This is a genomic window from Roseibium sp. SCP14 (assembly GCF_040329475.1).
GTDB lineage: Bacteria > Pseudomonadota > Alphaproteobacteria > Rhizobiales > Stappiaceae > Roseibium.
In genome coordinates, this window is record NZ_JBDZYH010000004.1 from 88,839 (window position 1) to 114,877 (window position 26,039).

General features: G+C 56.0%; 28 protein-coding genes and 1 other RNA gene. 16 read left to right on the forward strand and 13 right to left on the reverse strand.

From position 1 onward, the window contains the following. Nucleotides 1-46 precede the first annotated feature (46 nt). Nucleotides 47-1,051, reverse strand: a complete 1,005-nt coding sequence (torT, locus tag ABLQ08_RS17365; RefSeq protein ID WP_352944572.1) for a TMAO reductase system periplasmic protein TorT — start codon at nucleotides 1,049-1,051, stop codon at nucleotides 47-49. On the opposite strand from torT, the gene ABLQ08_RS17370 reads away from it, so the two are divergent. After that, nucleotides 1,029-3,806 (forward strand): ATP-binding protein, encoded by a 2,778-nt coding sequence (locus ABLQ08_RS17370; protein ID WP_352944574.1) that lies wholly within the window; start codon nucleotides 1,029-1,031, stop codon nucleotides 3,804-3,806. The two genes, torT and ABLQ08_RS17370, sit on opposite strands and share 23 nt — an antisense overlap. Here ABLQ08_RS17370 and ABLQ08_RS17375 read toward each other — a convergent pair. Beyond that, nucleotides 3,779-4,483, reverse strand: a complete 705-nt coding sequence (locus ABLQ08_RS17375) for a response regulator (protein WP_352944576.1) — start codon at nucleotides 4,481-4,483, stop codon at nucleotides 3,779-3,781. The two genes, ABLQ08_RS17370 and ABLQ08_RS17375, sit on opposite strands and share 28 nt — an antisense overlap. Nucleotides 4,484-4,597: 114 nt before the next feature. On the opposite strand from ABLQ08_RS17375, the gene ABLQ08_RS17380 reads away from it, so the two are divergent. Beyond that, a complete protein-coding gene (locus ABLQ08_RS17380) occupies nucleotides 4,598-7,267 on the forward strand; it encodes a molybdopterin-dependent oxidoreductase (protein ID WP_352944578.1) in 2,670 nt (889 codons plus the stop codon). Nucleotides 7,268-7,347: 80 nt separating this feature from the next. Here ABLQ08_RS17380 and ABLQ08_RS17385 read toward each other — a convergent pair whose 3' ends face one another. The 4 genes from ABLQ08_RS17385 to ssrA all read right to left on the reverse strand — a co-directional run bounded on the left by ABLQ08_RS17385 (nucleotide 7,348) and on the right by ssrA (nucleotide 8,924). Next, nucleotides 7,348-7,566: a ribbon-helix-helix domain-containing protein gene (locus ABLQ08_RS17385; protein ID WP_352944579.1), complete on the reverse strand. Its 219-nt coding sequence runs from the start codon at nucleotides 7,564-7,566 to the stop codon at nucleotides 7,348-7,350. Nucleotides 7,567-7,572: 6 nt separating this feature from the next. Next, nucleotides 7,573-7,782, reverse strand: coding sequence for a DUF4169 family protein (locus tag ABLQ08_RS17390; RefSeq protein ID WP_352944581.1), 210 nt, complete (start codon nucleotides 7,780-7,782; stop codon nucleotides 7,573-7,575). A 15-nt stretch (nucleotides 7,783-7,797) separates the two neighbouring features. Further along, on the reverse strand, nucleotides 7,798-8,376 hold the full coding sequence (locus tag ABLQ08_RS17395; protein ID WP_352944583.1) for an SspB family protein: 579 nt from the start codon (nucleotides 8,374-8,376) through the stop codon (nucleotides 7,798-7,800). Nucleotides 8,377-8,552: 176 nt separating this feature from the next. After that, nucleotides 8,553-8,924: a transfer-messenger RNA gene (gene ssrA / locus ABLQ08_RS17400) on the reverse strand. A 110-nt stretch (nucleotides 8,925-9,034) separates the two neighbouring features. Between ssrA and ABLQ08_RS17405 the strand changes: the two genes are divergently transcribed. The 4 genes from ABLQ08_RS17405 (at nucleotide 9,035) to ABLQ08_RS17420 (ending at nucleotide 11,531) form a co-directional block, all read left to right on the forward strand. Continuing rightward, nucleotides 9,035-9,475 carry a MarR family winged helix-turn-helix transcriptional regulator gene (locus ABLQ08_RS17405; RefSeq protein ID WP_352944585.1) on the forward strand — a complete coding sequence of 147 codons (441 nt, stop codon included), beginning with the start codon at nucleotides 9,035-9,037 and terminating at the stop codon, nucleotides 9,473-9,475. Nucleotides 9,476-9,627: 152 nt separating this feature from the next. Then, nucleotides 9,628-10,038, forward strand: a complete 411-nt coding sequence (locus ABLQ08_RS17410; protein ID WP_352944587.1) for a hypothetical protein — start codon at nucleotides 9,628-9,630, stop codon at nucleotides 10,036-10,038. A 10-nt stretch (nucleotides 10,039-10,048) separates the two neighbouring features. Further along, entirely contained in the window at nucleotides 10,049-10,612 is a 564-nt protein-coding gene (locus ABLQ08_RS17415; RefSeq protein WP_352944589.1) for a class I SAM-dependent methyltransferase, read from the forward strand. A gap of 124 nt (nucleotides 10,613-10,736) precedes the next feature. Beyond that, a complete protein-coding gene (locus ABLQ08_RS17420) occupies nucleotides 10,737-11,531 on the forward strand; it encodes a thymidylate synthase (RefSeq protein WP_352944590.1) in 795 nt (264 codons plus the stop codon). A gap of 20 nt (nucleotides 11,532-11,551) precedes the next feature. Here ABLQ08_RS17420 and ABLQ08_RS17425 read toward each other — a convergent pair whose 3' ends face one another. From ABLQ08_RS17425 to ABLQ08_RS17440, 4 genes are all read right to left on the reverse strand, one after another. Further along, entirely contained in the window at nucleotides 11,552-12,937 is a 1,386-nt protein-coding gene (locus ABLQ08_RS17425; RefSeq protein ID WP_352944592.1) for a multicopper oxidase family protein, read from the reverse strand. A gap of 135 nt (nucleotides 12,938-13,072) precedes the next feature. Beyond that, nucleotides 13,073-13,822, reverse strand: a complete 750-nt coding sequence (locus ABLQ08_RS17430) for an alpha/beta fold hydrolase (protein WP_352944594.1) — start codon at nucleotides 13,820-13,822, stop codon at nucleotides 13,073-13,075. Beyond that, nucleotides 13,819-14,499: a DUF2461 domain-containing protein gene (locus tag ABLQ08_RS17435; protein ID WP_352944596.1), complete on the reverse strand. Its 681-nt coding sequence runs from the start codon at nucleotides 14,497-14,499 to the stop codon at nucleotides 13,819-13,821. Before ABLQ08_RS17435 ends, ABLQ08_RS17430 begins: the two co-directional genes overlap by 4 nt. After that, the gene (locus ABLQ08_RS17440) at nucleotides 14,496-14,870 is read right to left on the reverse strand and encodes a TfoX/Sxy family protein (RefSeq protein ID WP_352944598.1); all 375 of its coding nucleotides are present in this window, start codon (nucleotides 14,868-14,870) and stop codon (nucleotides 14,496-14,498) included. Before ABLQ08_RS17440 ends, ABLQ08_RS17435 begins: the two co-directional genes overlap by 4 nt. Nucleotides 14,871-15,033: 163 nt before the next feature. Between ABLQ08_RS17440 and ABLQ08_RS17445 the strand changes: the two genes are divergently transcribed. From ABLQ08_RS17445 to ABLQ08_RS17470, 6 genes are all read left to right on the forward strand, one after another. Continuing rightward, nucleotides 15,034-15,546, forward strand: coding sequence for a dihydrofolate reductase (locus ABLQ08_RS17445; RefSeq protein ID WP_352944600.1), 513 nt, complete (start codon nucleotides 15,034-15,036; stop codon nucleotides 15,544-15,546). Between the two features lie 20 nt (nucleotides 15,547-15,566). After that, on the forward strand, nucleotides 15,567-16,043 hold the full coding sequence (locus ABLQ08_RS17450) for a GNAT family N-acetyltransferase (RefSeq protein ID WP_352944602.1): 477 nt from the start codon (nucleotides 15,567-15,569) through the stop codon (nucleotides 16,041-16,043). Nucleotides 16,044-16,263: 220 nt separating this feature from the next. Continuing rightward, nucleotides 16,264-17,448 (forward strand): FtsH protease activity modulator HflK, encoded by a 1,185-nt coding sequence (gene hflK / locus ABLQ08_RS17455; RefSeq protein WP_352944603.1) that lies wholly within the window; start codon nucleotides 16,264-16,266, stop codon nucleotides 17,446-17,448. A 2-nt stretch (nucleotides 17,449-17,450) separates the two neighbouring features. Continuing rightward, complete coding sequence (gene hflC / locus ABLQ08_RS17460; protein ID WP_352944605.1) at nucleotides 17,451-18,386, forward strand: protease modulator HflC; 936 nt, start codon at nucleotides 17,451-17,453, stop codon at nucleotides 18,384-18,386. Beyond that, nucleotides 18,383-18,568 (forward strand): DUF2065 domain-containing protein, encoded by a 186-nt coding sequence (locus tag ABLQ08_RS17465; protein WP_352944607.1) that lies wholly within the window; start codon nucleotides 18,383-18,385, stop codon nucleotides 18,566-18,568. Before hflC ends, ABLQ08_RS17465 begins: the two co-directional genes overlap by 4 nt. 143 nt (nucleotides 18,569-18,711) lie before the next feature. Then, complete coding sequence (locus ABLQ08_RS17470) at nucleotides 18,712-20,202, forward strand: DegQ family serine endoprotease (RefSeq protein ID WP_352944608.1); 1,491 nt, start codon at nucleotides 18,712-18,714, stop codon at nucleotides 20,200-20,202. A gap of 77 nt (nucleotides 20,203-20,279) precedes the next feature. Here ABLQ08_RS17470 and ABLQ08_RS17475 read toward each other — a convergent pair whose 3' ends face one another. Continuing rightward, entirely contained in the window at nucleotides 20,280-20,600 is a 321-nt protein-coding gene (locus ABLQ08_RS17475; RefSeq protein WP_352944610.1) for an ArsR/SmtB family transcription factor, read from the reverse strand. 152 nt (nucleotides 20,601-20,752) lie between these two features. Here ABLQ08_RS17475 and ABLQ08_RS17480 point away from each other — a divergent pair, with 152 nt between their 5' ends. After that, a complete protein-coding gene (locus ABLQ08_RS17480) occupies nucleotides 20,753-21,655 on the forward strand; it encodes a permease (RefSeq protein ID WP_352944612.1) in 903 nt (300 codons plus the stop codon). Nucleotides 21,656-21,703: 48 nt separating this feature from the next. Here the strand turns inward: ABLQ08_RS17480 and serB are convergent, their stop codons facing one another. After that, complete coding sequence (gene serB, locus ABLQ08_RS17485) at nucleotides 21,704-22,594, reverse strand: phosphoserine phosphatase SerB (RefSeq protein ID WP_352944614.1); 891 nt, start codon at nucleotides 22,592-22,594, stop codon at nucleotides 21,704-21,706. On the opposite strand from serB, the gene miaA reads away from it, so the two are divergent. From miaA to ABLQ08_RS17500, 3 genes are all read left to right on the forward strand, one after another. Beyond that, the gene (miaA, locus tag ABLQ08_RS17490) at nucleotides 22,593-23,534 is read left to right on the forward strand and encodes a tRNA (adenosine(37)-N6)-dimethylallyltransferase MiaA (RefSeq protein ID WP_352944615.1); all 942 of its coding nucleotides are present in this window, start codon (nucleotides 22,593-22,595) and stop codon (nucleotides 23,532-23,534) included. The genes serB and miaA overlap by 2 nt on opposite strands. Before the next feature lie 223 nt (nucleotides 23,535-23,757). Further along, a complete protein-coding gene (locus ABLQ08_RS17495; RefSeq protein ID WP_352944617.1) occupies nucleotides 23,758-24,297 on the forward strand; it encodes a GNAT family N-acetyltransferase in 540 nt (179 codons plus the stop codon). An 85-nt stretch (nucleotides 24,298-24,382) separates the two neighbouring features. Beyond that, nucleotides 24,383-24,925, forward strand: a complete 543-nt coding sequence (locus ABLQ08_RS17500) for a GNAT family N-acetyltransferase (protein ID WP_352944619.1) — start codon at nucleotides 24,383-24,385, stop codon at nucleotides 24,923-24,925. Nucleotides 24,926-24,985: 60 nt separating this feature from the next. On the opposite strand, the gene ABLQ08_RS17505 is transcribed toward ABLQ08_RS17500, so the two are convergent. Next, nucleotides 24,986-26,008, reverse strand: coding sequence for a permease (locus tag ABLQ08_RS17505; RefSeq protein WP_352944621.1), 1,023 nt, complete (start codon nucleotides 26,006-26,008; stop codon nucleotides 24,986-24,988). Nucleotides 26,009-26,039: the final 31 nt, after the last annotated feature.

The following is a 26,039-nucleotide window of genomic DNA, read 5'->3' on the forward strand; positions in this document are numbered from 1 at the left end:
CGTCCGGGAGACGAGAGCGAGCGCACTTGAGTTGCAATTCGCTGCTTCAACGTATGTCGGGAAAGTACTCGGCCGGTGAAACCTGAACCTGAACCAGATCGGGGCTTGAATTTGTCAGAAGCCGGATCCCGGGTCCGATCAGTTTACCATCCCGCTGGTCAGAACCGGTGGAAGTAACCTGCCTGAGTGCCAGCGCACCCTGCATTGCCGGATCATCGAACGGTGCCGCCAATACACTGCCGTTCATCAATCCACGCAGGACTGTGTGACTGATATAGGTTGAATACAACCGTGGAGAGTTTGAATTTGCACTGGTTTCGAGCAAGCCCATGGCTGCTTCGACGGCCGGTGCGCTTCCGATCAGGTAGTCGACATCCGGATAGCGTTCGAGTGCCGTTTCGACCAGTTCCAGCTGCTGTCGCAAGCCGGTATCCGCTCCCATGACCTCCAGAATCTCAACCGAACTCGAACTCAGAGCTGAACGTAATCCTTCTTCCAGCGGACCTGTCCAACCAGCTTCTCGCGGGCCTGAGACAAGAACCGCCGTCTTTGGTTGTGATCCTTCAGGATGCCTTTCGGACAAATGGAGGCCGACAGCCGACCCCATGTCGCGCCAATCGACACCGATACGGGCATCGAGTGAGGCTGAGTGCAATTCGTTGACCAGACCGATGACAGGCTGACTTCTGGATGCCTCTACCACTGCGCTTGTCAGATCTGGGTGGTCGGATGTGACCGCTCCGATCAGGATCGCGTCCACACCTTGTTTAACACATGTTTTGATCTGTCCGATTTGCTGAACGCGGGCTCGGTATCCTCCTGCCTGATAAAACAAAAGCTCGAGTCTCTGGTGTTCAGCTTCCTGCTCCAGTCCATAACCGACGCTCAACCAATACTCATCCTTGAAATGAGGAACCAGCACGCAGACGGTCTGACCCGGAGCCGCGGTTGCCGCCGTCAACCAAATCATTCCCCCCAGACCAATGGCCGCAATTGTCGGGGCTGGAGACGTTTCGTAATATCTCGACATGCGACGTACGAAATTTGACACGCGGTTGGTCCAGATCATTTCTGCCATGGGAGTGCTTGCAATCCTGATTGGTATAGCTGCCATCGGCGTCAATCGATACTTCGTGAGAATCCATAGTGAGCTGATCCGGACGGATCTGCCTGCGATGGAGTTGGCGAGCCGCATTGGTGCATCCGCTGAAGTTGTCGGCTCACTTGCCGGCACATTCGTTCAGGTGGATACCAGGCAGGACCTCGATGAGGTCTCTTCGGCGTTGATGTTCACGGTCGAAGACATTGAAAGCGGTGCCCGAAATTTGCAGGAGATGACTGGAGGGGATGTCACCTTTCAGGAAACACAAGCAAGCGCAATCGTCGCCAGAATGACCGGAAATGCACAGGAAGAACTTAGACAAAGGGAAAGCGTCGAACAGGAAAAAGCCGAATTCGCAAAACTTGGAGCCCGATTGAGCGCACTGCTTGAAGTTGAAACTGATCTCGCACGCTTGAAAATCACCGCCGGGATCGCCGGAATTTACTCCAGACCGGACGAGAACCCGCAACCTGCACTCGACGAACTAGCCGATCGGCACTTCTTCGCCTTTGAGCGGTTGGCGGAACTCACACGCTTGATCGATGCGGTTCAGTTAAAGCTTCAACAGTTGCCGGGGATCACGTCATCGGAGGAAGTCGACAAGATCCGCTCCGAGGTTTCAGATCAGATAGCCTTGGCTTTGCGTCGCGTGAATTATCTGCCTTCTCCTTCAGCACAGGAAGAAGCGAGGTCACTCCTGCAGCGTTACGAGCAAGCGACTTCATTGAAAGGGTACATTGACCACCAGCAATACAGGATCGCGTTACAGGGGGCGATTGCTGAAGATACCAGCCGGTTGCGGCAAGTCGTTTCGCGGTTGACCGGGCAGGCCTGGAAGGCTCGGGATGCGGTTCAAGCTCGAGGCGTGGCGCGGATCAGCGCCGCAGAGCGGCGGTTCTCGCTCATGAACCTGGTGCTTCTTGCCGTCGTTGTCTCATCACTGCTTATAGGGGCGATGCTCTGGGCTTACGCACGCAGGCAGTTTGTTGAACGCCTTGGCAACCTGTCGCGGCGGATTGTGTCGATAGCAGAAGCCGATTATGGCCAGCCGCTGTCGATTAGCGGACACGACGAGATCGGACGCATGGAAAAAGCGCTGAATGTCTTGCGTCACAGGGCGCGCGAAGCAGTCCGCCTGCGTGAGCATCTGGAACAAACCGTTATTGCCAGGACGGGTGATGTGGTGGCGCAGATGAGGGAATCAGACGCGGCGCGCGCCGAAGCCGAGGCCGCCAACCGCAGCAAGACGGAATTCCTTGCCAGAATGAGCCATGAAATTCGCACGCCGCTCAATGGCATCATAGGAATGCTAAGCCTTCTGGAGAGCGAAACGACTGGCGAAGAAAAAATTGTACGGGTACGTATCGCGCACCGTTCGGCTCGAGAATTGCTGAACATCACCAACGACATCCTGAACTACGCAGGCAGCGAGGATCAGGCGAACCGCGGAAATCCGGTTCATTTCCTGTTGCGTGAACTGGTCGGGCAAATGGGGCAGCAACTGCAGGCACTTGCCGCAGAAAAGGGGATCGAACCCGTCATCGACTTCGTTGACACCGAACCCATGGTTCTGCTGGGCGATGTCGTGAAAATCCGGCAGGTTGTGAGCAACCTGATCTCGAACGCGGTGAAATACACCAGGTACGGAACCGTAACTCTCTCCGTAGACCTTACGATGGCGGACGCAGGCGGGCAGGTTACAGTCAGTTTCACTGTGGCCGATACGGGCCTAGGGATGACCCGCGAAGCAATCGATCGGGCGTTCGATCCCTATATGCGCACCGGCACCGCGATGCGGGCGGGGATCGAAGGGCTTGGTCTGGGACTTGCGATCTCCCGGAACTTGACCGAGGCGTTGGGCGGTACGTTAAGTGTCGACAGTGAGCCTGGTGTCGGCAGCCGCTTTACCCTTACCGTCCCGCTGATGCCGGGCGATATCGAACTGTTTGCAGAAGATGATGTGCTTCCGAACGGAAAGCCACATGAGCATAAGGTCCTGGTCATTGACGATCATGCCGTCAACCGCATGGTTGCACGCGGCTACCTGGAACGGCTTGGGTGCTGCGTTAGTGAAGCAGAGACCGGCGCCGCCGGCCTGAGTGCCAACGGAGAAACACGGTTCGATCTGATCCTGATCGATCTGGACCTGCCTGATATGAGGGGGGAGGAAATCGCAAAACGTATCAGAGCGAGCGGTGATGTTCCTTTGCTGGTGGCTGTGACAGCACATCTGATCGAAGATAACAACGAAAACAGAGCCCGGTTGAACGTAGCTCGAATTTTGCCGAAGCCGATATCACCACGGGGTCTTGCAAACCTGCTTACAAGCTCTGACGCCGTTCCGGAGACCGATGGTGGCAAAGAGGTGCTGGACAGCCTGCGTGAAGACATTTGCGATCTTGGGCAGGAAGCAACGGGGCGGCTTGTCCGGGAGTTTCTTGAAGATCTCCCCGCGGCCGTCGAAACGATCCGTATGTCAACAGCCGATTTGCAAACCAAAGCCGCCCACCGGTTGAAGGGCGCGGCTTCCAATTTCCGGCTCGATGAATTCTGCAAGACGCTGGCAGAGGTTGAGAAACAGCAAGGCGGCGTGAGTGAAGACCTGATTTTCAAAGTGAGCGAAGGCGCAAACATCGCGGCTGAAATGCTGGCGGACGCAGCAGTGAAGGCCGGACTTCAGGACGAATTAGGATCAACAAAGTGATAGCCTTGACCGTGCTCCGTCAGGATCCACTCCGGATTGGCCGGATCTCTTTCAAGTTTCTTGCGCAGACGGCCCACAACGACGTCGATCATCCGGTCGTTGGAGTGCCGGGAGCCGCGACCGAGCAATTCGGACAAGCGAACGCGGGTCAGGGTTTGTCCGGGATGGGCGGCAAGCGCTGACATGACTTCAAATTCCTGGGGTGTCAGCGGCTCAACGCGTGCGGACGAAACAAGTCTTCGGCGAATGCGGTCGAAGCGCCAGGGTCCGAAGGTGTCCACCGCCGGTGCTCCCTGAGGGGCTTGTCCGATATCGGAAATCCGTGCCAGCAGGTTCTTTACCCGGGCGGCCAGTTCGCGTTTGTCGAATGGTTTGGTGACATAATCGTCGGCTCCCATTTCGAGCCCGACAATCTTGTCGACCTGATCGTCCCTGGCCGTGAGAAGAATGATGCCGACCTTTGACCTGGATCGTTGCTCCCGGGTGATGGTCAGGCCATCCTTGCCATCCAGATTGATGTCGACCAGAAGAAGTTCGGCCGGGTCGGAGCCGATAATGTGCTCCATCTCCTCGGCATCTTCGGCCTCGCTGACGCGATAGCCCAGTCCTTTCAGGTAGGCTGAAAGACGCATGCGCGTCGTCCGGTCGTCTTCAACGATAAGGATGTGATGGCTCATATCGCTTCTTTACATTTCTTTACATTTTCGAACAAGCCGGATTGCGGCCGGTCAAGTTCCGAATAGGCCTCGGAGACCTACGGTGCGAAACGTAATCTTCTTCAGGAGGCAATCATGTCTTTCACCTCTCCGAGCCGCCGCGCATTCCTGCAAGGTGGCGCTGCCGTATTCGGTACAACTGCGCTGATGAATTCAACCGCACTGGCTGCGATCGATCCGAACTCCTTCGCCGGCCGTGCGTTCCACGCGACGCATTTTGGTCCGTTCGAGGGTGTTGTTCGCGATGGCAAGCTCGTCGGCATCAACAACATGATGGAGCTTGATGCCAGGCCGACCGAGATGTTGAGCCATGGCATCCTGGACCGCACCTATGACAAGACCCGTATCAACTATCCCATGGTGCGAAAGTCCTATCTGAAGGGTTGGGAGAGCGGCGATATCAAGCCTGAGCTGCGCGGCAAGGAGCCTTATGTTCGCGTCGATTGGGACACCGCATGGAGCCTCACCGCGAAGGCTCTGCTGGACACTGCTGTCAACCACGGCAACGAGTCGATTTTCAGCTCGTCCTATGGTGGCTGGTCAAACGCCGGTGTCTTCCGCCCGAATGTGCTCCAGGGGCGCCTGTTGAATCTGATGGGCGGCTGCACGAACACCCAGGGCGACTGGTCGGCAGGTGCCAGCCAGATTTCGCTTCCGCACATCATCGGCGACATGGAAGTCTATTCGGCTCAGTCGGCGTGGGAGACCATTCGCGACAACACGGAAGTCTTCGTTCTTGTCGGCTGCGACCCGGTCAAGAACAATCGGGTGGAATATCGCGTGGCAGACCATGGAATGTATGCCCATTGGGAGGAAATCCGGGACGCCGGCGTCAAATTCATTTCGATCAACCCGCAACGTACGGCGTCAGACGAATATCTGAACGCGGACTGGGTCAGGATCATCCCGAATACCGATGTCGCCCTGTTCCTGGCAATGGCCTGGCACGTGCTTGAGAAAGGGCTTGAGGACAAGGCCTATCTGAAAAAATACACGGTCGGCGCCGACAAGTGGATCGCCTATGTGAAAGGCGAGACCGACGGGGTGAAGAAAACGCCTGCCTGGGCTTCTGCGATAACAGGCATCGAAGAAACCCAAATCGTCGAACTTGCCGAACTTCTGGCCAATTCGAAAACCGAAATCGCCGGAGCCTGGTCGTTGCAGCGTGCGCAGCACGGCGAGATGACGCACTGGGCGATCATCAATTTCGCTGCTCTGACCGGCAAGATCGGTAAGCCGGGCCAAGGGGTGGGCTTCAGCTGGCACTATGGCAATGGCGGCATGCCGCAAGGCGGAAATGCAACGCCGTCCGGACTGAGCCAGGGCCGGAACTGGGTCAAGGGCATCTGTCCTGCAAGCCGCATCACCGAGATGCTGGAAAATCCCGGCGCTGAAGTTTTCTACAACGGCAACACCTACACCTATCCAGATGTGAAATTGATCTTCAATGCCGGCAACAACTTCATGTCTCACCAGCAGGACACCAACAGGCTGATCCGGGCGCTTCAGAAGGTAGAAGCCATCGTCAGCGTTGATGTCTGGTGGACCGCGGCAACCCGCTGGGCGGATATTGTATTGCCGGCTTCGTCAACGTTGGAGCGTGACGACATCACATCCGGTGGAACCTATTCCAACAACCGTGTCTACGCGATGAAGAAGGTGATTGAACCGCTGGGTGAGAGCAAGTCCGACTACGAGATCTTCGAGGGGTTGGCGGAAAAACTCGGCCTGTGGGCACAGTTCACCGACAGCGAAGATTACATGACACACGTCCAGCGCGCCTATGAAAGGTCGACTGCCGCGAAACACACTCCGTTCGAGGAGTTCTGGGAAAAAGGCTATGCGCTGATGGGGACACCGGAGGAGGCCCGCAAGTGGACCCGTCATGGTGCCTTTTACGAAGATCCGGACGCGAACCCGCTGCACACCAGCTCCGGCAAGATCGAAATGTTCTGCGAGACCATTGCGAAAATGGAAATCGACGATTGCCCGGGCATGCCCATGTGGATGGAAAAGCACGAATACCTCGGCAACGCGGGGGAGGGGCAACTGCACGTGGTCTCGCCACACCCCTGGTTCCGTCTGCACAGCCAGATGGATCAATCTGCCACCTTGCGTGGCCTGTACAAGGTTCAGGGCCGGGAGCCGGTGCGGATAAACAGCGAGGATGCAGCTGCGCGCGGTATCGATGACGGCGATCTGGTCGAACTCTATAACGACCGTGGAACTGTCATTGCCGGGGCGGTTGTCAGCGATGACATCATGCCCGGTGTCATCTCGATCTATGAAGGGTGCTGGCCACAACTTGACAGCAAGGGGCGTTGCAATTCGGGTCTGGTGAATTTTCTGACTTCTACACAGCGCAGCTCCGGGCTGAGTGAAGCGACATCCGTCAATACGGTTCTGGTATCCATGCGCAAGTGTGAGGATCCGGAAGGTCCGAACCTTGCCTACGAAAAGCCGGACATTATCGATGACGTGGCGCTGTCCGCGATCGATGAGGACAAGCTCGGGCTCGATCGTCTCTATGACATCACGGAAAATCTCTATGCGGACATGGAGCCGGGTGAAAAGATTTTCTACGAACGGTGCACGGTTTGCCACGGACCACGCGAAGTCTCTCACTTCACCCGACAGCAGTGGAAAGGCATAACGCCATCCATGTTTCCGCGTGCAGGGCTGGATGACGAGGAAGCTGCGCTCGTCACGGACTTCCTGATGAAAAACGCCGCCGACGCGATGTAGCACAGGCGATCCGGGTGGCCGTCCTGAGCGGCCGCCCGGACGTTCCCGAAGTGTCGGAAGAGCGTACTTGATCTGCGGGGCTAGGTTCCGGCCGCCTTGACCTGATGAAGAGCCCAGACCCTGACGGCGGAGGAAAGCGGGTCATCCGGGTCGCGATTATCGTCTATTTCGGCGATCAGGCTGGCAAGAGAACGCCTTTCGGTGCCGGTAAATCCGTCCACGACTTCCCAGAATTCCGGTTCCAGAGCAAGACTGGTGCGGTGGCCATGTAATGAAAGGGACCGTTTGACAAGTGCCATCTAACGTCAGTCCGGTTCGTTGCCGTCTGGATGATCATTGGTCTCCAAACGGTGACCGTCCACGTGGTTTTCCAACTCGTCGCGGCGGCGACGCGCAGCCTCACGCTCGGCTTTGGTACGACCGAACTTGCGCCGGTTGTCTTCCGCCGCCTTGTCCCTGTCCTGGCGTTTTTTCTGCTTGCGCACCTGGCGCAGATTGATGATCTCCGCGCTCACGAGACACTCCGGTTGTCAGGTCTTCTTGCGGAAGGCGTCCAGAGAGACAACTTCGCCGCCACCATCACCACCGGATGGGGGCGTTTCAGGTTTGTCCTTGCCGTCTTCTTCCTTGGATGTCACCTGGAGAGGTTTGGTCTCCTCTTCCGATTTGGCTTCGCTTTCGGCGTGTTCCTGCTCCACCTTGGCGAGCTCTTCAACGGCTTCAAGCAGTTCCTCGGGAAGTTCCTCAGCCGTCTTGCCCGGATCGAACTCAAGCGCGAATTGCACGGAAGGATCGAAGAAACCTTTGATGGCCGAGAAGGGGACAAGCAGCTTTTCCGGTACACCGCCGAAGGAAAGCCCGACTTCGAATGCGTGTTCTCCGATCGCCAGATCCCAGAACTGGTGCTGGAGAACGATCGTCATTTCCTGCGGGTAGCGTTCCTTCAAACGCTGGGAAATCCGGACCCCGGGCGCGTTCGTGTCGAAAGCGATGTAGAAGTGATGATCCCCGGGAAGGCCGGTACGCCCGACTTCGGCAAGTATTTTCTTAACCGCGCCGCGCAGCGCGTCCTGGATCAGAATGTCGTATCGCAGAAGGTCTTCAGACATCAGTTTTCGTCGAATCTCGCTGGGAATCTTGTCTATCAGGACCAATTTGACGGTCTGGAGCCAAAAAGGAAAGAACCTTTTCCCTCTGATACCGGATTAATACGCCATTCCCGGTTAAGTCACGTCAATTGACCCGTACAGCTTGCATGTTTTCAGGATTGGACACCGGAAACTTTAGTGGAGGCTTCTGTTGCCAGGTGCCTCCGGACCCCGCCTGCCGGTGCTAATCCAGCAGGGCTTTAAAGGACTACCGGCACTGCATTACGCAGCGACAGCGTTGTCCATAGCATAGTTGTCGTTTGCAACTATTAGAACAGCCCGATAACGGTGGTACAATGCCGAGCAAAAGCACAGTCTTTACGCCCTCGTCGATCCTATTTCGCCCCCGCCGAAACCCATGAGAATTCCGTAATCGAGCCCCATGGGCTTGGGTGGAGGCGCCGGGTACCGCCCCCGGGTCCGATAGGTTTATTGCACTGACCATTTATTGCCATAGCTGGCGAACCAGCACCCTCGATATAAGCGCTTTGATGCTGAAAGGAAAGGGGAAGCATCGATTTGCCACGAAAACATAAAGGGAAATTCCGTCGACCCGAAAATGCAAAGACGCATGACTTGACGGCAATCAGATATGAGATTAGTTAGAGTGACTAACTAAATGGATGTTACCTTGGATCTCGCAGGATTTATTGAACTGGTACACAGGCATGCGCACCGTCATTGGAGCGCCATGGCAGCCGATGCCGGAGTGTCATACAGCGAATTTGAGTATCTGAGCGCCATCAAGGACCAGGAATACCGCAAAACGGACAGGCACGATCACGGCCAGCATCTGCAGGATGTTGTCGAGGCGATGGGTGTACGCAAGGCGTCCGCAAGCGTGATGGTCGTCAAACTGGAGGAACGAGGCTGGGTGCGCCGGGTTCCTTGTCAATATGATGCCCGCGCGCAGCATATTCTTCTGACCGGGGAAGGCGAGGCCAGGCTGGAGAAAGGAAGAACCATCTACGCAACCGTCGTGCAGGCGGTTCTGTCTGAACTCAATGAGACGGAACGGCGAGCGCTTGCCGGTGTTTTTGGAGGCACCGTCAATCCTTGAAAGGCGAAAGGCGAAAGGCGAAAGGCGAAAGGTGGCAAAAATTTATCCAAAATAGTCAGTTAAACTAACTAACTATGAAAATTGAACCTCGTGCCGATGTTGCGAGGTGGTGAAGAAACGAAACAACGAAGCGAATTGAAAAGCGAGGACACATGACCTTTGAATTGATGTTGGTAGGCACGGCGATCCACATACTCGTTTGGGAAAAACTCCCCGAATGGGGCACATGGTTCCAGACTCTTTTGCGGCTCCTGCCGCAACCTTTGCAGACGCTTTACGAACAATGGCGATGTCCCTATTGCGCCGGTTTCTGGATCGCTCTGGCGCTGCATGCGGTGACTGGTTTCTGGACCATTCCTGCGCTTGCCGATCTGCCATCTTATCTTGGCCTGTTTCGCGAGCCTGTTGCCTGGACACTTGATGCACTGGCAACCGCTACCTTGATCTATGTGGCTGTTTTGGCGGTCAAGGCAATCGGCCTGCCGGCCATGCGGGCCCACATCATGAAGGAGGAGTTCATGAAAACCGCCTTTCAAGACCAGGCGCCAAATGATGCGAGATGAGGGCTGATTGATGGCTTTCGACTATGACGCGCTTTATCGCAAGGCACCGCATGCGCTTGGCAAACCGACCAAAGCCTTCTGCGAATTTTTCGAGACATACCCGAAAAAGGGCGCCCGCATCCTGGACGTCGGGTGCGGGCAGGGACGGGACGCACTCTTCATCGCCAGATTGGGTCACCTGGTTACGGGCGTGGACCTGGCGCCCGCCGGAATTTTGGATTTGCTGGAAGAGGCAAAGCGCGAAGGGCTTTCGATAAAGGGATTTGTCACCGATATCGTCGACTACGATCCTGTCGGCCTGTTTGATGTGATTGTCATCGACCGCACACTTCACATGCTGGATCGAGAGCCGAGAAGGGAGGTGCTTCGGAAACTGACAAATCAATTGAGCACTGATGGTTATCTGCTGATCGCAGATGAACCCTCCAATCTTCCGGACTTTCGAAATGTGCTTGAAACCGCTCCAGGAACATGGCGCATATGCAAGGCCTCGAAGGGCATCTTGTTCGTTCAAAGACAGTCGGAAGAACGCCCGATTTCCAGGCAAACTGTTGATGTTGATGATGAGACTTGACGTGCCGAACATCCGCGACACTGATGCTTGGATCTGGGGAAAGTCCGGCTGGAGGGGCTGCGTTTTCCTGAAAATCTGCGAAGTTAGCAGTCCCCGCTAGAATTCCCACCGGAAGGTCCGCGCCATGCAGCAATATCTCGATCTCTTGGCAAAAATCCTCGACGAGGGTGTCGATCGGGGCGATCGCACAGGAACAGGCACGCGTTCCATCTTCGGTCACCAGATGCGGTTTGACCTTTCAGAGGGTTTTCCCCTGGTGACCACCAAGAAGCTGCACCTGAGATCGATCATACATGAGCTGCTCTGGTTCCTCGCGGGTGACACCAACATCGCCTACCTGAAGGAAAACGGGGTCAGGATCTGGGACGACTGGGCAGACGAAAACGGCGAGCTTGGCCCGGTCTACGGCTATCAGTGGCGCTCCTGGCCGGCCCCGGACGGGCGGTCCATCGATCAGATTGCCAATCTTCTGAAGATGATCCGCACCAACCCGGAAAGCCGACGGTTGATCGTGTCGGCCTGGAACCCGGCGCTGGTCGATGAAATGGCGCTGCCGCCGTGCCATTCGCTGTTCCAGTTCTACGTTGCCGACGGCAAACTCTCCTGTCAGCTTTACCAGCGTTCAGCGGATGTTTTCCTGGGTGTTCCGTTCAATATCGCTTCTTACGCGCTGTTGACGATGATGGTGGCGCAGGTGACAGGTCTCAAGCCGGGAGATTTCGTCCATACGCTCGGCGATGCTCACCTTTATTCGAACCATTTCGAGCAGAGTCGTGAGCAGCTGAAACGCGCCCCGCGCCCGCTGCCGCAAATGAAGATCAATCCGGACGTAACCGATCTCTTTGCATTCAAATACGAGGACTTCGAGCTGACCGGCTACGATCCGCACCCGCACATTGCGGCGCCGATTGCGGTATAAGCCAAGACCCAAGCTTGAAATTAACTGACCTCAAACCATGTCGTCATTCCCGACGCCGCGTGGCCAAGCATGTGGCAATGGATCAGCCACTTTCCCGGATTGTCGGCAACGAAGGCGATCTTGACGGTCTCGCGCGGCACGGCTGTGAATGTGTCGCGCCAGTCCGGGTGCTCCAGTTTCTTATTGTTTCGCTCCAGAACCCGGAAATGATGGCCATGGATATGCATGGCATGGGCGAAAGCAGTGTCATTGCGGCTGTCAAGAACGATGGTCTCGCCGCGTTTGGCTGAAAACAACGGTTTTTCTTCCATGCCGGCGACCCCGTTGAAGGCCCAGAACAGTCCGGCCTCCATCATCTGGCGCATGTCCATCTCTTTGCCATCCTTCATCAGCGACCGCATGCCGCCCATGGCGCCACCTTCCATGACAAGTGGGAGTGTACGGGCCGAGGCAAGATCCGGCTCCGGCAGCGCATTCGCTGGCGGTACCACAAGTGGCAAGGAGGGAACTTCTGCGTCAACCACCTGGAAATTGGCAAAGGTGAAGGGTTTGCCAGTCATCGTCTCAAACGGAACCGTTCCGGTTTGTTGTGGACGCAGGATCAGGTCCATTCGCTGTGCCGGAGACAGCTGCAGTGTGCCGTCAATCTCGCGAGGGGCAGAAAATGTCTGGCCATCCAGTGCGATCAACTGTGCTCCGAAGCGGGCAGGCGCAAGGTCGAGGATCCGCGAGGCAGAGGTATTGATCAGGCGCAACCGGTGCCAATGACCCTTCTTGAGCGGAATGTCAGGCATGGACTGTCCGTTTATGGTCAGCCAGTTGCCGAGGCGCCCGGCATGGGAGAAATCCATTCGGGCCCCGAAGCTTGCCGTTTCCAGTGCTCCGTTTTCATCCAACCGCCAGTCGTTCAGAACCATCGTGACGTCTGTGCCTTCTGCGAAGAGCGGCTTGTCATCCTCGATGATGAGCGGGCCGGAAAGCCCACGCGGCACCTGGTTCCAGCTCATGTTGTGGGCGTGATACCAGAAGGTTCCGGCATCCGGTGCGACGAAATCGTACTCGAAGCTTTCACCCGGTTGCACGGCAGGTTGGGTCAGACCGGCAACACCGTCCATCGCGTTGTCAATGCGGATGCCGTGCCAGTGAACTGAGGTTGGTTCGTCGAGGTTATTGGTAAAACGGACCCTGACCCGCTCGCCGCGCCGTGCCCGGATCTCAGGCCCTGGCAGTTGGCCGTTGTAAAGCCAGAGATCGGAGGTCGCGCCGTCCTCTCCATAAAGCCGTGCCTTGCCCTTGCTGGCTTCAAGTTCGAATGAACCGTCATCTGCCCGCGCCAGTGAAAGGCGGGGGAGCAACGTCGCGGCGCATGTTGCTGCGGAGGCTTTCAGAAAAGACCGGCGATCCAACGATTGGCTCCTGATGTTCGATTGAGATGAAATCGCTCGTCAGTCCTATGGTGTCTCCAGCCGCTGGAAGGTCAAGAGAGAAGGTGAATATATTGACTTCCTGCGTGGCCGGCATGCGGAGGTTGGTGATCGGGTTTAGCCGGCGTCCAAGCCGTCAGGGTCAGGGCTCAGGATCGGCAGCACTGCCTGCCTGAGGATATCGTTTACCTGATCCGGTGCTTCCAATGGCGCATAGTGTCCGCAATCCGGAATGACGTGAAACGTTCCCTGAGGTGCAGCATGCGCCTGTTCTTCGCTGGTCGCCGGACCCGGAGCAATGTCCTCAGCACCTGAGATGACGGCAATCCCGCGCGGAAAGGTCTGAAGAACAGTGTTACGGCTTGAGCGGGTGTGGAACACCTTCGTGCCACTGGAGAGCTCTGCATCAGTGCGACGACTGAAGATGTCTTTTGCAGTCGCAAGAGCCGACTCAGGTGCGTGCTCGGAGAAGAGAGGCTGCCAATAGGTTTCCCAGGCGGCTTCCGCACCCTGGGTTTCGATGAGGGTCAGAGCAGACGACAGGAAAGCTGGATTCGGTGTGCGCACCGCCTTGGTTCCGATAAGGATCATTGCTTCCACCCTGTCTGGGGAAAGGGCCGCTATTTCCAACGCACACGAACCACCGACCGAGCAACCGACGAGTATCAGACGATCTTCTTCAACGAGGTCCAGTGCGGTCTCCGCCCATGCCTCGATGCTGTCGCCTGATCCGTAGAGCGTAGGGGTGTATGCCGGAACGGGAAACAAGCCTTGCTGATGTCTCCACATTGTTCCGTCCAGCGGAAGCGCGTGGAGAAAAAGCAAGGCAATGGAGTTGGGAGGCGTCACGTGAAGCCAACCTGTCACGCGTCCGAACTCAACGCGACCAGCCAGGACCAGAACGGTAATGTTGGTCTCCAGGCGTCCGCAAGAGAACCCGCCGCATCTTCGCCAGCCAACAGGCCGGTATCATCGATCGTTTTCCAGACCGCGAGGCCCTTGTATCGTGCAAGGTTGGCGTAGGGATGATCCTTTGGAAAACCTCTTGGTGCTTTCACAAGGTCGGGTGCGGATCGTTCAAAATTTCCGGTGGCCAAGGCGTTCAGCAAATCGTCGATTTCGTTGCCTTTTCCGCTTTCGAGGGCTCGCAGATAGATGCCTAGTACCGGCTTCGAAAATGCCATGCAGCCGGTACCCAAACGGATATGGTCCGGTTCCACCGACAAGAAGAAGCTCGGTGGCTGCGCGTCTCTGCCTTCAAATGCGGTTCCCTTTGGCCAAAAGGCCATGCGGATATGAGTATTGTAGGGCGTCTTGTCCTTTGAAAAGCGCAGATCGCGATTGATGCGGAACTGCTTGGAGGCGATTTCATGATCCGTCAGCGTTGAGAGTGCTCTTTCCAATTCAGCTCTGAAGCGGTCAGCCGGTTTTTTGACGGCACGCTGATAGTCGGACTTGTTGGCCTCGAACCACTCTCTCGTGTTGTTGTTGGAAAGATTCTTGAGGAACTCGAATGTCTCAGGCGGGAAACCGTCGGATATCATCTGGCAGCCTTTCCGGTTTTTGCTTTTTTCGGTTTGGCCTGCTTCCGGGGAAGAGCGCAGACATAAGTTCTGGCCATTTCGACCCAGCTCTTCAGGTCTTCGTCTGTTTCAATGCCTTCCGGCTCGATCCTGATGAAGCCGGGCATGGGGCGTCCGGCTGGTTCACAAGGCGAGGCATGGGGTCTTGATAGAGCCTCACTTTCCTGCTCCGCGCCGACCCTGGCCATCAGTCCGCGTTTGGAGGCGCAGACCAGCATGTTGCCGTTGACCATGAAGCAGGTGGAGCCGAACATGCGCTTCTGTTCGACGTTCTCGTCCGGAATCAGGGACCGGGTTCGTTCGATCAGGACAGTTTCCATTAGGTCGGACATGATTTGACAATCTCCAGAATGAAACGGTTCTGTCTGCAAGGACGGTGTGGAACGCTTGAAACCGACAGATGAACGAAAAAGATATCAACCGCGGATTTTCCTCCTGCCTGAAATCCATGCTAGGAGGCGATCTGCAAAATGAAAACCGGATTCGGAGAGAAACTTGCCGGAAATTGTCGTGTTCGCCGCGGTCGCGCGGAACGGAATTATCGGGGCGGAAAACGACATGCCCTGGAAGCTTTCGACCGATCTGAAGCGTTTCAAGAAGCTGACCCTCGGCAAACCTGTGATCATGGGAAGAAAAACTTTCCTGTCCTTCGGTGGACGTCCCTTGCCGGGTCGGCCTCATATCATCATTTCACGCGATCCCGATTATGCACCGCAGGGTGCAGAAGCGGTGACGTCGTTGGAAGCTGCTTTTGAACGCGGCAGGGAACTGGCCGTTGAAATGAATGTCGATGAGATCATCTGCATGGGCGGCGGACAGATTTACGCTCAAGCGATAGAGAATGCCGATCGGCTGGAACTCACCGAAGTCGACGCGGAGCCCGAAGGAGACACCCGCTTTCCTGAAATCGACCCGAAAATATGGCAAGAGGTTTGGCGGGAAACCGGAACGCGGTCAGACAAGGACAGTGCGGATTTCACCTTCGTGACTTACCGCAGAATTGCCTGAAACAGTCGAGCTGAAGTTTCATGAGATTTCCCGACACTTTGTCCGTAACCTGTTCCAATTTCGATCAGCTGACGCCGCATGACGTTCATGATCTCTTGAAGCTTCGCCAGGACGTGTTCGTTCTGGAGCAAGCTGCTCTTTACCCGGATATCGACGGTCAGGATCCGGCTGCGCGGCATGTTTTTATCCGGGAGACGGCATCGGGTAACCTGATCGGCGCGATCAGACTCTTTGTCACGCCTGATGAAGGCACGGCACGTATCGGCAGGGTTGTGATTGCGGAAAGCGCACGCGGATCCGGGTTGGGCCGGATATTGATGCAATCGGGCATCGACAAGGCCGAGGAAATTCTGCCGGGTTGCACAATTCATTTGGGTGCTCAGGCTTATCTTGAAAAATTCTATAAATCACTAGGGTTTACAACGGTTTCTGAAATTTATGTCGAAGATGGCATTCCTCATATCGACATGGTTCGCACCGGTTCAGAAGAGTATTAACCATATGTAATCGGACCGTAACGGTGCTGCCTTGACTCTGCCGCAATTAAACCCCACCTGCGGCACGGGAAAAAATACAGGTTTTACAAGGGCTGCGCACCGGTCTTTTCGTTGAAAGCGATCGGTAACCTCCCTATAACCAACGGTGAGTCAGAACGGGCGTTGAAAGTTTGAAATGCCCTGGTCCGGCAGATGCCGGATATCAAAGAAGGAAGTTTTGATGCCTTGGAGCAATCAGTCAGGCGGCGGTGGCCCCTGGAAGGGTGGCGGTAACAATGGCGGCCCTTGGGGCGGCGGCGGAAACAACAACGGCCCCTGGGGCGGTGGCCCCAACCGGGGCGGCGGCGGAAATCCACCCGACCTGGAAGAGCTGCTGAAGCGTACCCAGGACCGCATGAAAACCGTGCTGCCCGGTGGCGGCGGTGGTGGTCTGGGTTTTGTTGGCATCCTCATCATCATCTGTATCGGTGTCGTCGGTTGGCTCTTCACGGGCATCTACACGGTTGACGAAGGCGAACGCGGCGTCGAGCTCGTGCTCGGCAAGGTTGTCGGTCTGACATCGCCGGGTTTCAACTACAATCTGCCTTACCCGATCGGTGAAGTTTACAAGCCGAAGGTTGAGCTGCAGCGTGAAACCACTGTTGGTGTGGAAGAAACCTACTCCACCTCCGGCGCGGTGCGCGCGCGCGATATTCCAGAGGAAAGCCTGATGCTGACCGGCGACGAAAACATCGTTGATGTCGGCTTCAAGGTTCTCTGGCGGATCCAGAACACAACGGATGGCATTACGGACTACCTGTTCAACATTCAGGATCCCGATGCGACGGTCAAAGCCGTTGCCGAAAGCGCCATGCGTGAAGTGGTCGGTGGATCGAACATCGATGCGATCCTGACCGAAAACCGTGTGTCCATTCAGAACGACGTCGCGTCTTTGATGCAGAAGACACTTGATTCCTACAATGCGGGTATCGAAATCGCCGAAGTGCAGATGCAGCGGGTTGACCCGCCGGCACAGGTCATCGACGCGTTCCGGGATGTTCAGGCGGCTCGCGCCGACCAGGAACGTATCCGCAACGAAGCCCAGGCTTATGCAAACCGGATCGTTCCGGAAGCACGCGGTCAGGCAGCTCGCGTTCTGGAAGCGGCAAACGGTTACAAGGATCAGACCATTGCGGAAGCAACCGGTCAGTCCCAGCGTTTCACCAAGATCTATGAACAGTACAAAAACGCACCGGATGTAACCCGGGAGCGTCTGTATCTCGAAACCCTGGAAAAAGTTTTGGGTTCCAACAACAAGATCATCATCGACAGCGATACCTCGGGTTCCGGCGTGCTGCCGTTCCTGCCGCTGAATGACCTCAACAATCGTGGCACTGTGCCCACGGCACGGACGGGAGGAAACTGATCATGCGTAGCGGTTTTCTTGCTATTGTTCTCGTCGTTGTCGCGGTCGTCGGCTACCTTTCGGTCTATGTCGTCCATCCGACGCAACAGGCGCTCGTGCTGCAGTTCGGTAAGATCATCGAACAACCGAAGACCGAGCCCGGCTTCTATTTCAAGATCCCGTTCGTCCAGAATGTCGTTTATCTGGACAAGCGGGTCCTGAACCTGAACATGCCACCTCTGGAGCCGATTTCCTCGGACAAGAAGCGTCTGGTCGTGGACGCATTCGCCCGGTACCGGATTTCCGACCCGGTTCTGTTCTACCAGCGTGTTCAGAACGTGCTGACGGCAAATCGCCGCCTGTCGACACTTCTGCAATCCTCGCTGCGTTCCGAACTCGGACGGACAAGCTTCGTCGCACTTGTGCGTGATGACCGCTCCGGCGTGATGGACGCGATCCGAAACGATGTCAGCGCCAATGCGAAGGAACTCGGTATTGAGGTTGTTGACGTGAAGATCCGCCGCGCGGACCTTCCGGACGCCAACTCGCAGGCGATTTATGCGCGCATGCAGACCGAACGTCAGCGTGAAGCGACTGAGATCCGTGCACAGGGTGAAGAGCAGTCTCGCCGTATCCGTTCCCGTGCGGATCGTGATGCAACGGTTATCGAGGCTGAGGCGAAGCGTGATGCTGAGATCGTCCGCGGTGACGGTGATGCTGAGCGGAACAAGATCTTTGCTGAAGCGTTTGGTGAAGATCCGGAGTTCTTTGCTTTCTACCGGTCCATGCAAGCCTATGAAGCCGGGCTGCAATCAGGCGATACCAGCCTGGTTCTGTCGCCGGATTCCAGCTTCTTCCGGTTCTTCAAGGATCCGGCCGGGGTAACGCCTCCGGCAGCAGGCAATGACAATGGTGGATCCGGAATTTCGACCGGTGCACCTTCGCTTGCCGCTCAATGAATGATCTGGTGACCGCGCTTGGTCTGGTTCTGGTGTTTGAGGGGGTGCTTTACGCGCTGGTGCCCGGTGGAATGAAATCCATCATGCGCAGTGCTCTTGAAACCCCGGACCAGACCTTGCGTACAACAGGTCTGGTTGTTGCCGCAATCGGACTCATTCTTGTGTGGATCATACGCGGATAACGAAAAGTTTTCGGGCGGGAGGCGCAAAAAACTCCCGCCCGTTCTATATTCTGACTACAAGACTTATGTACCCCATCGACTGTTTCAATTTGGGCTCAAGTCCCGAACGACAGTCCAACCGGCTGGGATGAGGAGAAAGCCCTATGGCTCCAAATTTTGTTCGCCGTCGAATGTCTCGTATCGCTTTTGCGGCTGCGGGCCTCGTACTTGGCGGAATGGTAGCTTTTCAGCCTGTTCAGACCGCTCAAGCGCAGGGACCTGTGTCCGTTGCCGACCTGGCGGAAAATCTTGCTGATGCCGTTGTGAATATTTCGACAGCCCAGACTGTTCAGGGCAGACGTTCCGTTCCGATGCCACAGGTGCCGGACGGATCACCGTTTCAGGAATTTTTTGAAGAATTCTTCAATCGTCAGAACCGCGATAATGAGCAGGCACCGCGCAGGGTCCAGTCGCTGGGTTCCGGCTTTGTCATCGACGGCACGGAAGGCATCATCATCACCAACAATCACGTGATTGAGGGTGCGGACGAAATTACAGCCAATTTCAATGACGGCACAAAACTGAAGGCGGAAATCATCGGAACCGATGAAAAGACCGACCTCGCGGTTTTGAAAGTTGAGCCGGAAACGCCATTGAAAGATGTCAATTTCGGTGATTCCGACTCGATCCGTGTCGGCGACTGGGTGATGGCGATCGGTAACCCGTTCGGCCTCGGTGGAACGGTGACTGTCGGGATTGTTTCTGCTCGCAACCGCGATATCAATTCCGGTCCCTACGACAATTTCATCCAGACCGATGCGTCCATCAACCGCGGGAATTCCGGCGGGCCTCTGTTCGACATGCAGGGTAATGTGATCGGCATCAACACGGCGATTATTTCACCGTCTGGCGGCTCGATTGGCATCGGCTTTGCCATTCCGGCGAAAACCGCGATGCGGGTTATCGATCAGCTGCGTGAATTCGGCGAAACGCGTCGTGGCTGGCTGGGTGTTCGCATTCAGGAAGTTACAGACGAGATCGCGGAAAGCCTGGCCATGGATGAAGCCATGGGTGCGCTGGTTGCCGGCGTCACCGAAGACGGACCTGCCGCCAAGGCAAAGATCGAAGCAGGTGACGTCATCATCAGGTTCGATGGACGGGATGTCGAAGAGATGCGCGAACTGCCGCGTATGGTTGCCGAGACGGCAATCGGCAAGGAAGTTGAAGTCGTTGTTCTGCGCAAGGGCGAGGAAGTCACCATCAGTGTTACCCTTGAGCGCCTTGAGGAAAATGCGGCAACCGAAGCCAGCGCGACCACCGAAGGCCAGCCTGAAGAAGAGCCTGCCGAAAAGAGTGAAGTTCTCGGCATGATGCTGGCAGAACTTGACGATGCCCTTCGCGAGCAATTCTCCATCGATGAAGATGTGACAGGTGTTGTTGTTACCGAAGTGATGCCCGGTTCTTCTGCGGAAGAAAAGCGGGTCACAGTTGGCGATGTTATCAAGGAAGTTGCCCAGGAACCGGTTGAAACCCCGGCTGACGTTGAAGCGGAAATCAAGAAACTGAAGGAAGACGGCCGCCGTTCTGCTCTGCTGCTGCTTGCCAATCCGACCGGCGACGTTCGTTTCGTTCCTGTCAGGATTGAGGACGAATAGACCGCAGACTGGATTGCGACAATGAATGAGAAGGCGCCCTTTGCGGGCGCCTTTTTTCATTTGTAGGTGAAGACTTCTTAGCTCTGTTCGGCGTTGGACGAGTGCCTCTGTCGCTCATCCAGACAGCATTCGCTCTGAAGGAACGCGATGACGTCCCACAAGCGGCCGTATTGCGGTACGCAGCGCAGGACACGACCCTCACGCTGTTGATGAATTAGACCCGCGTCGACCAGGGCAGCGACGTGGTGGGTCATGGAAGAATGCGGGATTTCGAGGTCTTCGCGCAGGATCCCTACCGGCAAACCATCGAAACCGGCTTTTACCAAACGCTTGAAAATTCTCAGCCTCAAGGGGTGTCCGAGATCCTTCAGTACCCTGGCAACTTCTTCGACGTCCATGATCGTGCCACCTTCAAATATTATTTCGATATTACCGGTAATATATTGACATCAGTCTTTGGAATCAATATTTCGACAAAACCGGTAATATAGATTTGAAAGGGTTCCTTATGTCTGCCGAGATATCGTCTGCCCTCATGGAGGCGGGGGGAATGTTCGTGTTTCTTGCTGTGGAGCTGACAGCCTTGTTCCTGCTGATCAGCTATGGTGTCGGCGTGTTGCAGGAATACGTTTCTCCTGAACGAATTCAGGCCGTTCTCACTTCCAGAAACGGACGCGGTTACGTCGTCGCCGCATTGATGGGGGCGATTACCCCGTTTTGCTCCTGCTCAACAATTCCTTTTCTGAAAGGGTTGTTGCGCGCACGCGCCGGATTTGGACCGATGATGGTTTTTCTCTTTTCCAGTCCGCTGCTGAACCCGGTGATCATCGGTTTGTTCGCTGTGACGTTCGGCATAAAGGTTGCAGTTGTCTACTTCCTGATTGCCATGGTGGTTTCAGTGGCAGCTGGTGCGCTTCTGGAGGCACTGGGTTTTGAGCGCCACGTGGAAGCATCTGCTTACGAGACACCGCGTCCAAGTGGCTGCGCAAGTTCCTGCAGTGGCGGGGTTAAACCGGAAAGTCGCTGGATGCGCATCTGGAAAGCAACCTGGAAAGACTTTCGAACCGTGTTGCCCTTTCTTCTCGGCGGTATCGCGATCGGGTCTTTCATTTACGGTTTCATACCAACCGATCTAATCACCCGTTATGCCGGCAGTGACAATCTGACGGCCATTCCGGTGGCAGCGATTATCGGGATCCCGTTATATATCCGTGCCGAAGCCGTCATTCCGCTGTCTGCCGCTTTAGCGGCCAAGGGGATGTCTCTTGGCGCGGTAATGGCTCTGATCATCGGCAGCGCAGGTGCCAGCCTCACAGAAGTCATCCTACTGCGTTCAATCTTCAGACTTCCGATGATCGTGGCCTTTCTGGCCGTCATTCTGACGATGGCTGTCGGTGCGGGCTTTCTCTACGCCCTGACGCCGTTGGGAAATGCTGTAACGGCAATGGGTTGATGACAGCTGCAAACAGGCGTGACCTGTTCGGTAGAAACGGGTCACAGCCTAACTGAGAACAAAGTCTTTTTCGGCATAACCCTGAAGATAGAGCAGGGCGGTCAGGTCTCCGTGGTCGACACGGAAATTGGCCGCCGCGGCAACAGCAGGTTTGGCGCGATAGGCAACACCGGCACCTGAGCGTTCGATCATCGCGAGATCGTTTGCACCGTCACCGACGGCAAGCGTTTCGTCAAAGGACAGGCCTTTTTCGGCCACCAGAGCTTCCAGGCGCTCGCGCTTGGCCTGCCTTCCGAGGATTGGCTCACCAACCTTGCCGGACAGTTTTCCGTCTGTTTCTAGAAGCGTGTTGGCCTGATTTTCATCAAAACCTATCATGTCGGCAACGGCGCTGGTGAAATGGGTGAACCCGCCGGAGACAAGAGCGCAATAGGCGCCGTTCGCCTTCATGGTCTGCACCAGTGTGCGGCCTCCCGGCATCAGCGAGATACGGTTGCTCAGAACCACGTCGATCGAAGAGACCGGCAGGCCGGCCAGAAGAGCGACACGCTCCCGCAACGCCGGCTCGAACTCGATTTCTCCCCGCATGGCCCGTTCGGTGATGTCCGAGATACGATCCTTCAGTCCCAGTTCGGCTGCAAGTTCATCTATGCATTCCTGCCGGATCATGGTGGAATCCATATCCGCGATCAGCAGGCGTTTGCGGCGGCCTTCAACCGGCTGCACGAAGACATCCGCCGGTGCCTGTCCGACAATTTCCCGTAAAAGCGTGTCCGCAGCGCTTGCATTCGGCCCCTCAAAGCGGATATCGGCTGCAACGCCGGGATTGAGTATTCTAGATGTTCCCGTGACACCGAGGGCATCTTCAGCCCGGCGTACCAATTCCGCGTCGACAGCAGGTGCAGTCGGGGTAGATACCAGAGTGGCGACAAGAGACATGAATGATTCCCTGCAAAGCGTGAAGGAGCAAACGGAAGGTAATCGAGCCATCCTGATAGCGGGCCCAACGGCTAGCGGCAAGTCTGCATTGGCGCTGGAACTGGCCAAAGCGCGCAACGGTGTGATCATTAATGCCGATTCCATGCAGCTTTATGAAGACCTCCGGCTTGTGAGCGCCCGCCCAAGCGTGGAAGAGGAAGCGCAGGTTCCTCATCGTCTTTATGGTGTTCTGCCGTCTTCAAGAGCCTTTTCGACGGGTGCCTGGTTACGTTTGGTGGCTGAGGAGCTGGAAGCCGTGCGTGCGCTCGGGCAATTGCCTATCCTCGTCGGCGGAACCGGCCTCTATTTCAAAGGGCTTACGGAGGGCCTTGCCGAAATGCCGGAGATACCGGAAGAGATTCGCACAAAGGCGAGATCGTTGGGCGATCTGGAAGGAGTGAAGGGTCTCAAGGCTGCATTGATTGAGGCTGGCGATGAAGAGGCTGCGGAAGGATTGAACGATCCGCAACGCCTCGCCCGCGCGCTTGAAGTTGTTCTTGCTACGGGCAAAGCCCTTGCAGTCTGGCAGAACGAGCAGCAATCTGTGCCGTTGCTCAATGCTGATGACTGCACACGAATCGTTCTGGCACCGCCACGTCCGTGGCTACACGAGCGGATTGCAATGCGCGCAAGACTTATGCTGGCCGAAGAAGGGCAGCAGGAGGTGAAAGCTCTTCTGGCAAAGGGGCTGTCCTCCAAATTGCCGGCGATGAGAGCTATTGGTGTTGCCGAGATTGATGCCTATCTAAGCGGCAAATGCGATCTGGAACAGACCATCCACAAGCTGACTGTTGCAACGCGGCAATATGCCAAGCGGCAGGAGACCTGGTTCCGTAATCAGATGGCTAACTGGCAACGGGTTGATCCGTCAGCTGAAATCACCCTGAAGGAGATTTATTGACCGAGCAATCAACAACAGGTCAACCTATGGGATGTGCGGTGCAGCGCGCAATATCACCATAACTTGTTGGTAATACGAATATATTTTCGCCACTTTTATTCTTATACTCACGCCTGCCTTCGGGTTGGCACAATTCTGGGTTTCAAGTCTGGCGCGTGAAAAGAAGGAAGCTGAAAGCTTCTTTCCGCAGCCGGACCAAATCCAATTGCATGGGAGGATCACGGTGCAGACGATATTTCTCGAATGCGACTCAGTTCAGCTTGTTCCCTTTTCTCCAACCGATATTAATCTCGTTAAAGACCTTCACGCAGATCCCTACGGAAACCAATGCACTGAATACTCGACCAACTGCACCGTCGCCGACGCGAGCGAGCTGGTCAGGTCCGCATTGCAGAACCAGGCAGACCTTGGATTCGGCAAGTGGAAGGCCGTGGCCGAAGATGGCCGGTTTCTCGGCTGGGCCGGATTTGCACCAGTAAGCGAAACCTCTGAAATCAGTCTGAGTTATTGTCTCTTGAAGGAGGTTTTGGAGCAGGACCGGAACCTTGCAAAGAACCTGTGCTCGGCTTTGGCGAAGTGGTTCTTCAAGAACACTTATTTTTCCCATCTTGTTGCCGTTGTGCGCACCGATAACCGGGATATGCGTGACGTTGTGCAGGAAACGGGCTTCTATCATCGGGAGAGCAAGGTGATTGAGGGCATGCAGGCTGATGTATTCCAGCTGCTCAGTCCCTCGATGCAGTCCTACCTGATGAGTGCTTAGACAAATCCTCTGGAGTGACAGCATACCAGAGACCTTTCCATGGGCCGTGTGATCGCACGGCCCGCTTTTTTTGGATGAAACCGAATTGCCCGAAATCCTTCTGAAGACAGCCCGGTTGCAGATCCTGCCATTTGAAGAAGTTGACTTTCCATTGCTTCTCGATCTCCACTCCGATCCTGAGGTTAACCGCTACCATTCACCCGGGCCCGTGCCCATGGCGCGGCGAGAAGTCCGGGAGCGGTTGAACAACTATGTGCAGATGCATCGGCAATCAGGGATCAGCAAATGGAAGCTGGAAACGCTCGATGGGGAATTTGTCGGGCGCGCTGGTTTTTCCTGGCAACAGGATCCGGCTGGATATGAGCTCGGTTACTGTTTGAAGCGCTCGGCGTGGGGCAGGGGCTATGCCACTGAAATTGCCATAGAGCTTGTCCAGTGGTTCTTTGAAGAAACCGATCAGGACCATCTTCTGGCATATGCAGTTTCAGAAAACAGCGCTTCCTTGCGCGTGATGGAGAAGGCTGGCCTGCGCTATTGGATGGATATGGACAAACATGATTGTCCTTGCAGGTTTTACCGCGTCGACCGTAGCGAGTTTGAACAACTCTGCGATCAGAGCCAGGTTTGACGCTCGGAAGGACGAATGAGGCTCTCATAGGCCTGCACCCGAGGTTCCGGGTTCCGGCGGTCACATCACCCATTCGAAGATGTAGCCGGCCAGAAGAGATCCTGCGAGCGCCAGCGAAAGAAAAAGCAAAAACGGCTTTAGCTTCAGGACCGGAAAAATCGCAAGCGCACCCCAGATGCTGACAACACCGCCGGAGACGAGAAAGGCCAAGGCAGCTCCTTGGGACATGCCCTGATCGAGCAATCCGCGTGCAAGAGGCAAAGCGGCGTAGCCGTCGATATAGGCCGGTGCGCCAACCAGGACGGCTGCAGGAATCGACCACCAATTGTCTTCCCCCATGAAACCGGTAAGGGATCCCGGGGTCAGGGCTGCATTCAGGACGTATTCCATTGTGAATGCCGGAAGCAGGCAAATCACAATGAGCCGGGTTGTTGCCATCAACTGCTTGCGAAACCGATCTAGCCGTTCCTGATCTTGCCAGATACGTCCATTGAAGGTCGCTGAACACCCGCACTGGGCCTTGCTCGACTGCGCGGCCAGTCGATTGTCCCGAAGTGCATTCAAGGACCAGTCGCGACTGGAAAAAGCTGCCGTCGTCAGTCCTCCCAACAATCCCAATGCGAATGCGGCCAATGTCTTGCCGAGTGCAAACGAGGTTCCAAGGGTTGCAGCTGTCGTTGCGAGCATCGCCGGATCCGTGACAGGGGAAGACAGCCAGAACGCCATGATGGGAGCCAGGGGGACTCCGGCCGCCAGAAGGCCAGCCATCAGCGGCAAAACCGTTACACCGCAAACCGGTGTAATTGCGCCGATGGCCGAAGCAGCCAGGACTGCGTGAAACGTCCTCCGTCTGAATGCACCGGCAATGCGGGAATCCGCTCCACTGGCAACGATCCAGGCCGCGAGAAAGATGCCGGGGATTACGAGAGGCGAGACCTCCACCAGGCCCCAAATGGCAAAAGAGATTGCCTGGAATGAATGCACCGGCCAGGTCCACACGAGAGCCAGCACTGTGAGGCCTGCCAGGACGGCAATGAACGGATATCTTGATTTTGCGGTTTCTGCGCCGGAGTGATCGGCCATTCTGGTCTCCTGTCCTTGATTGAAGGGTAGG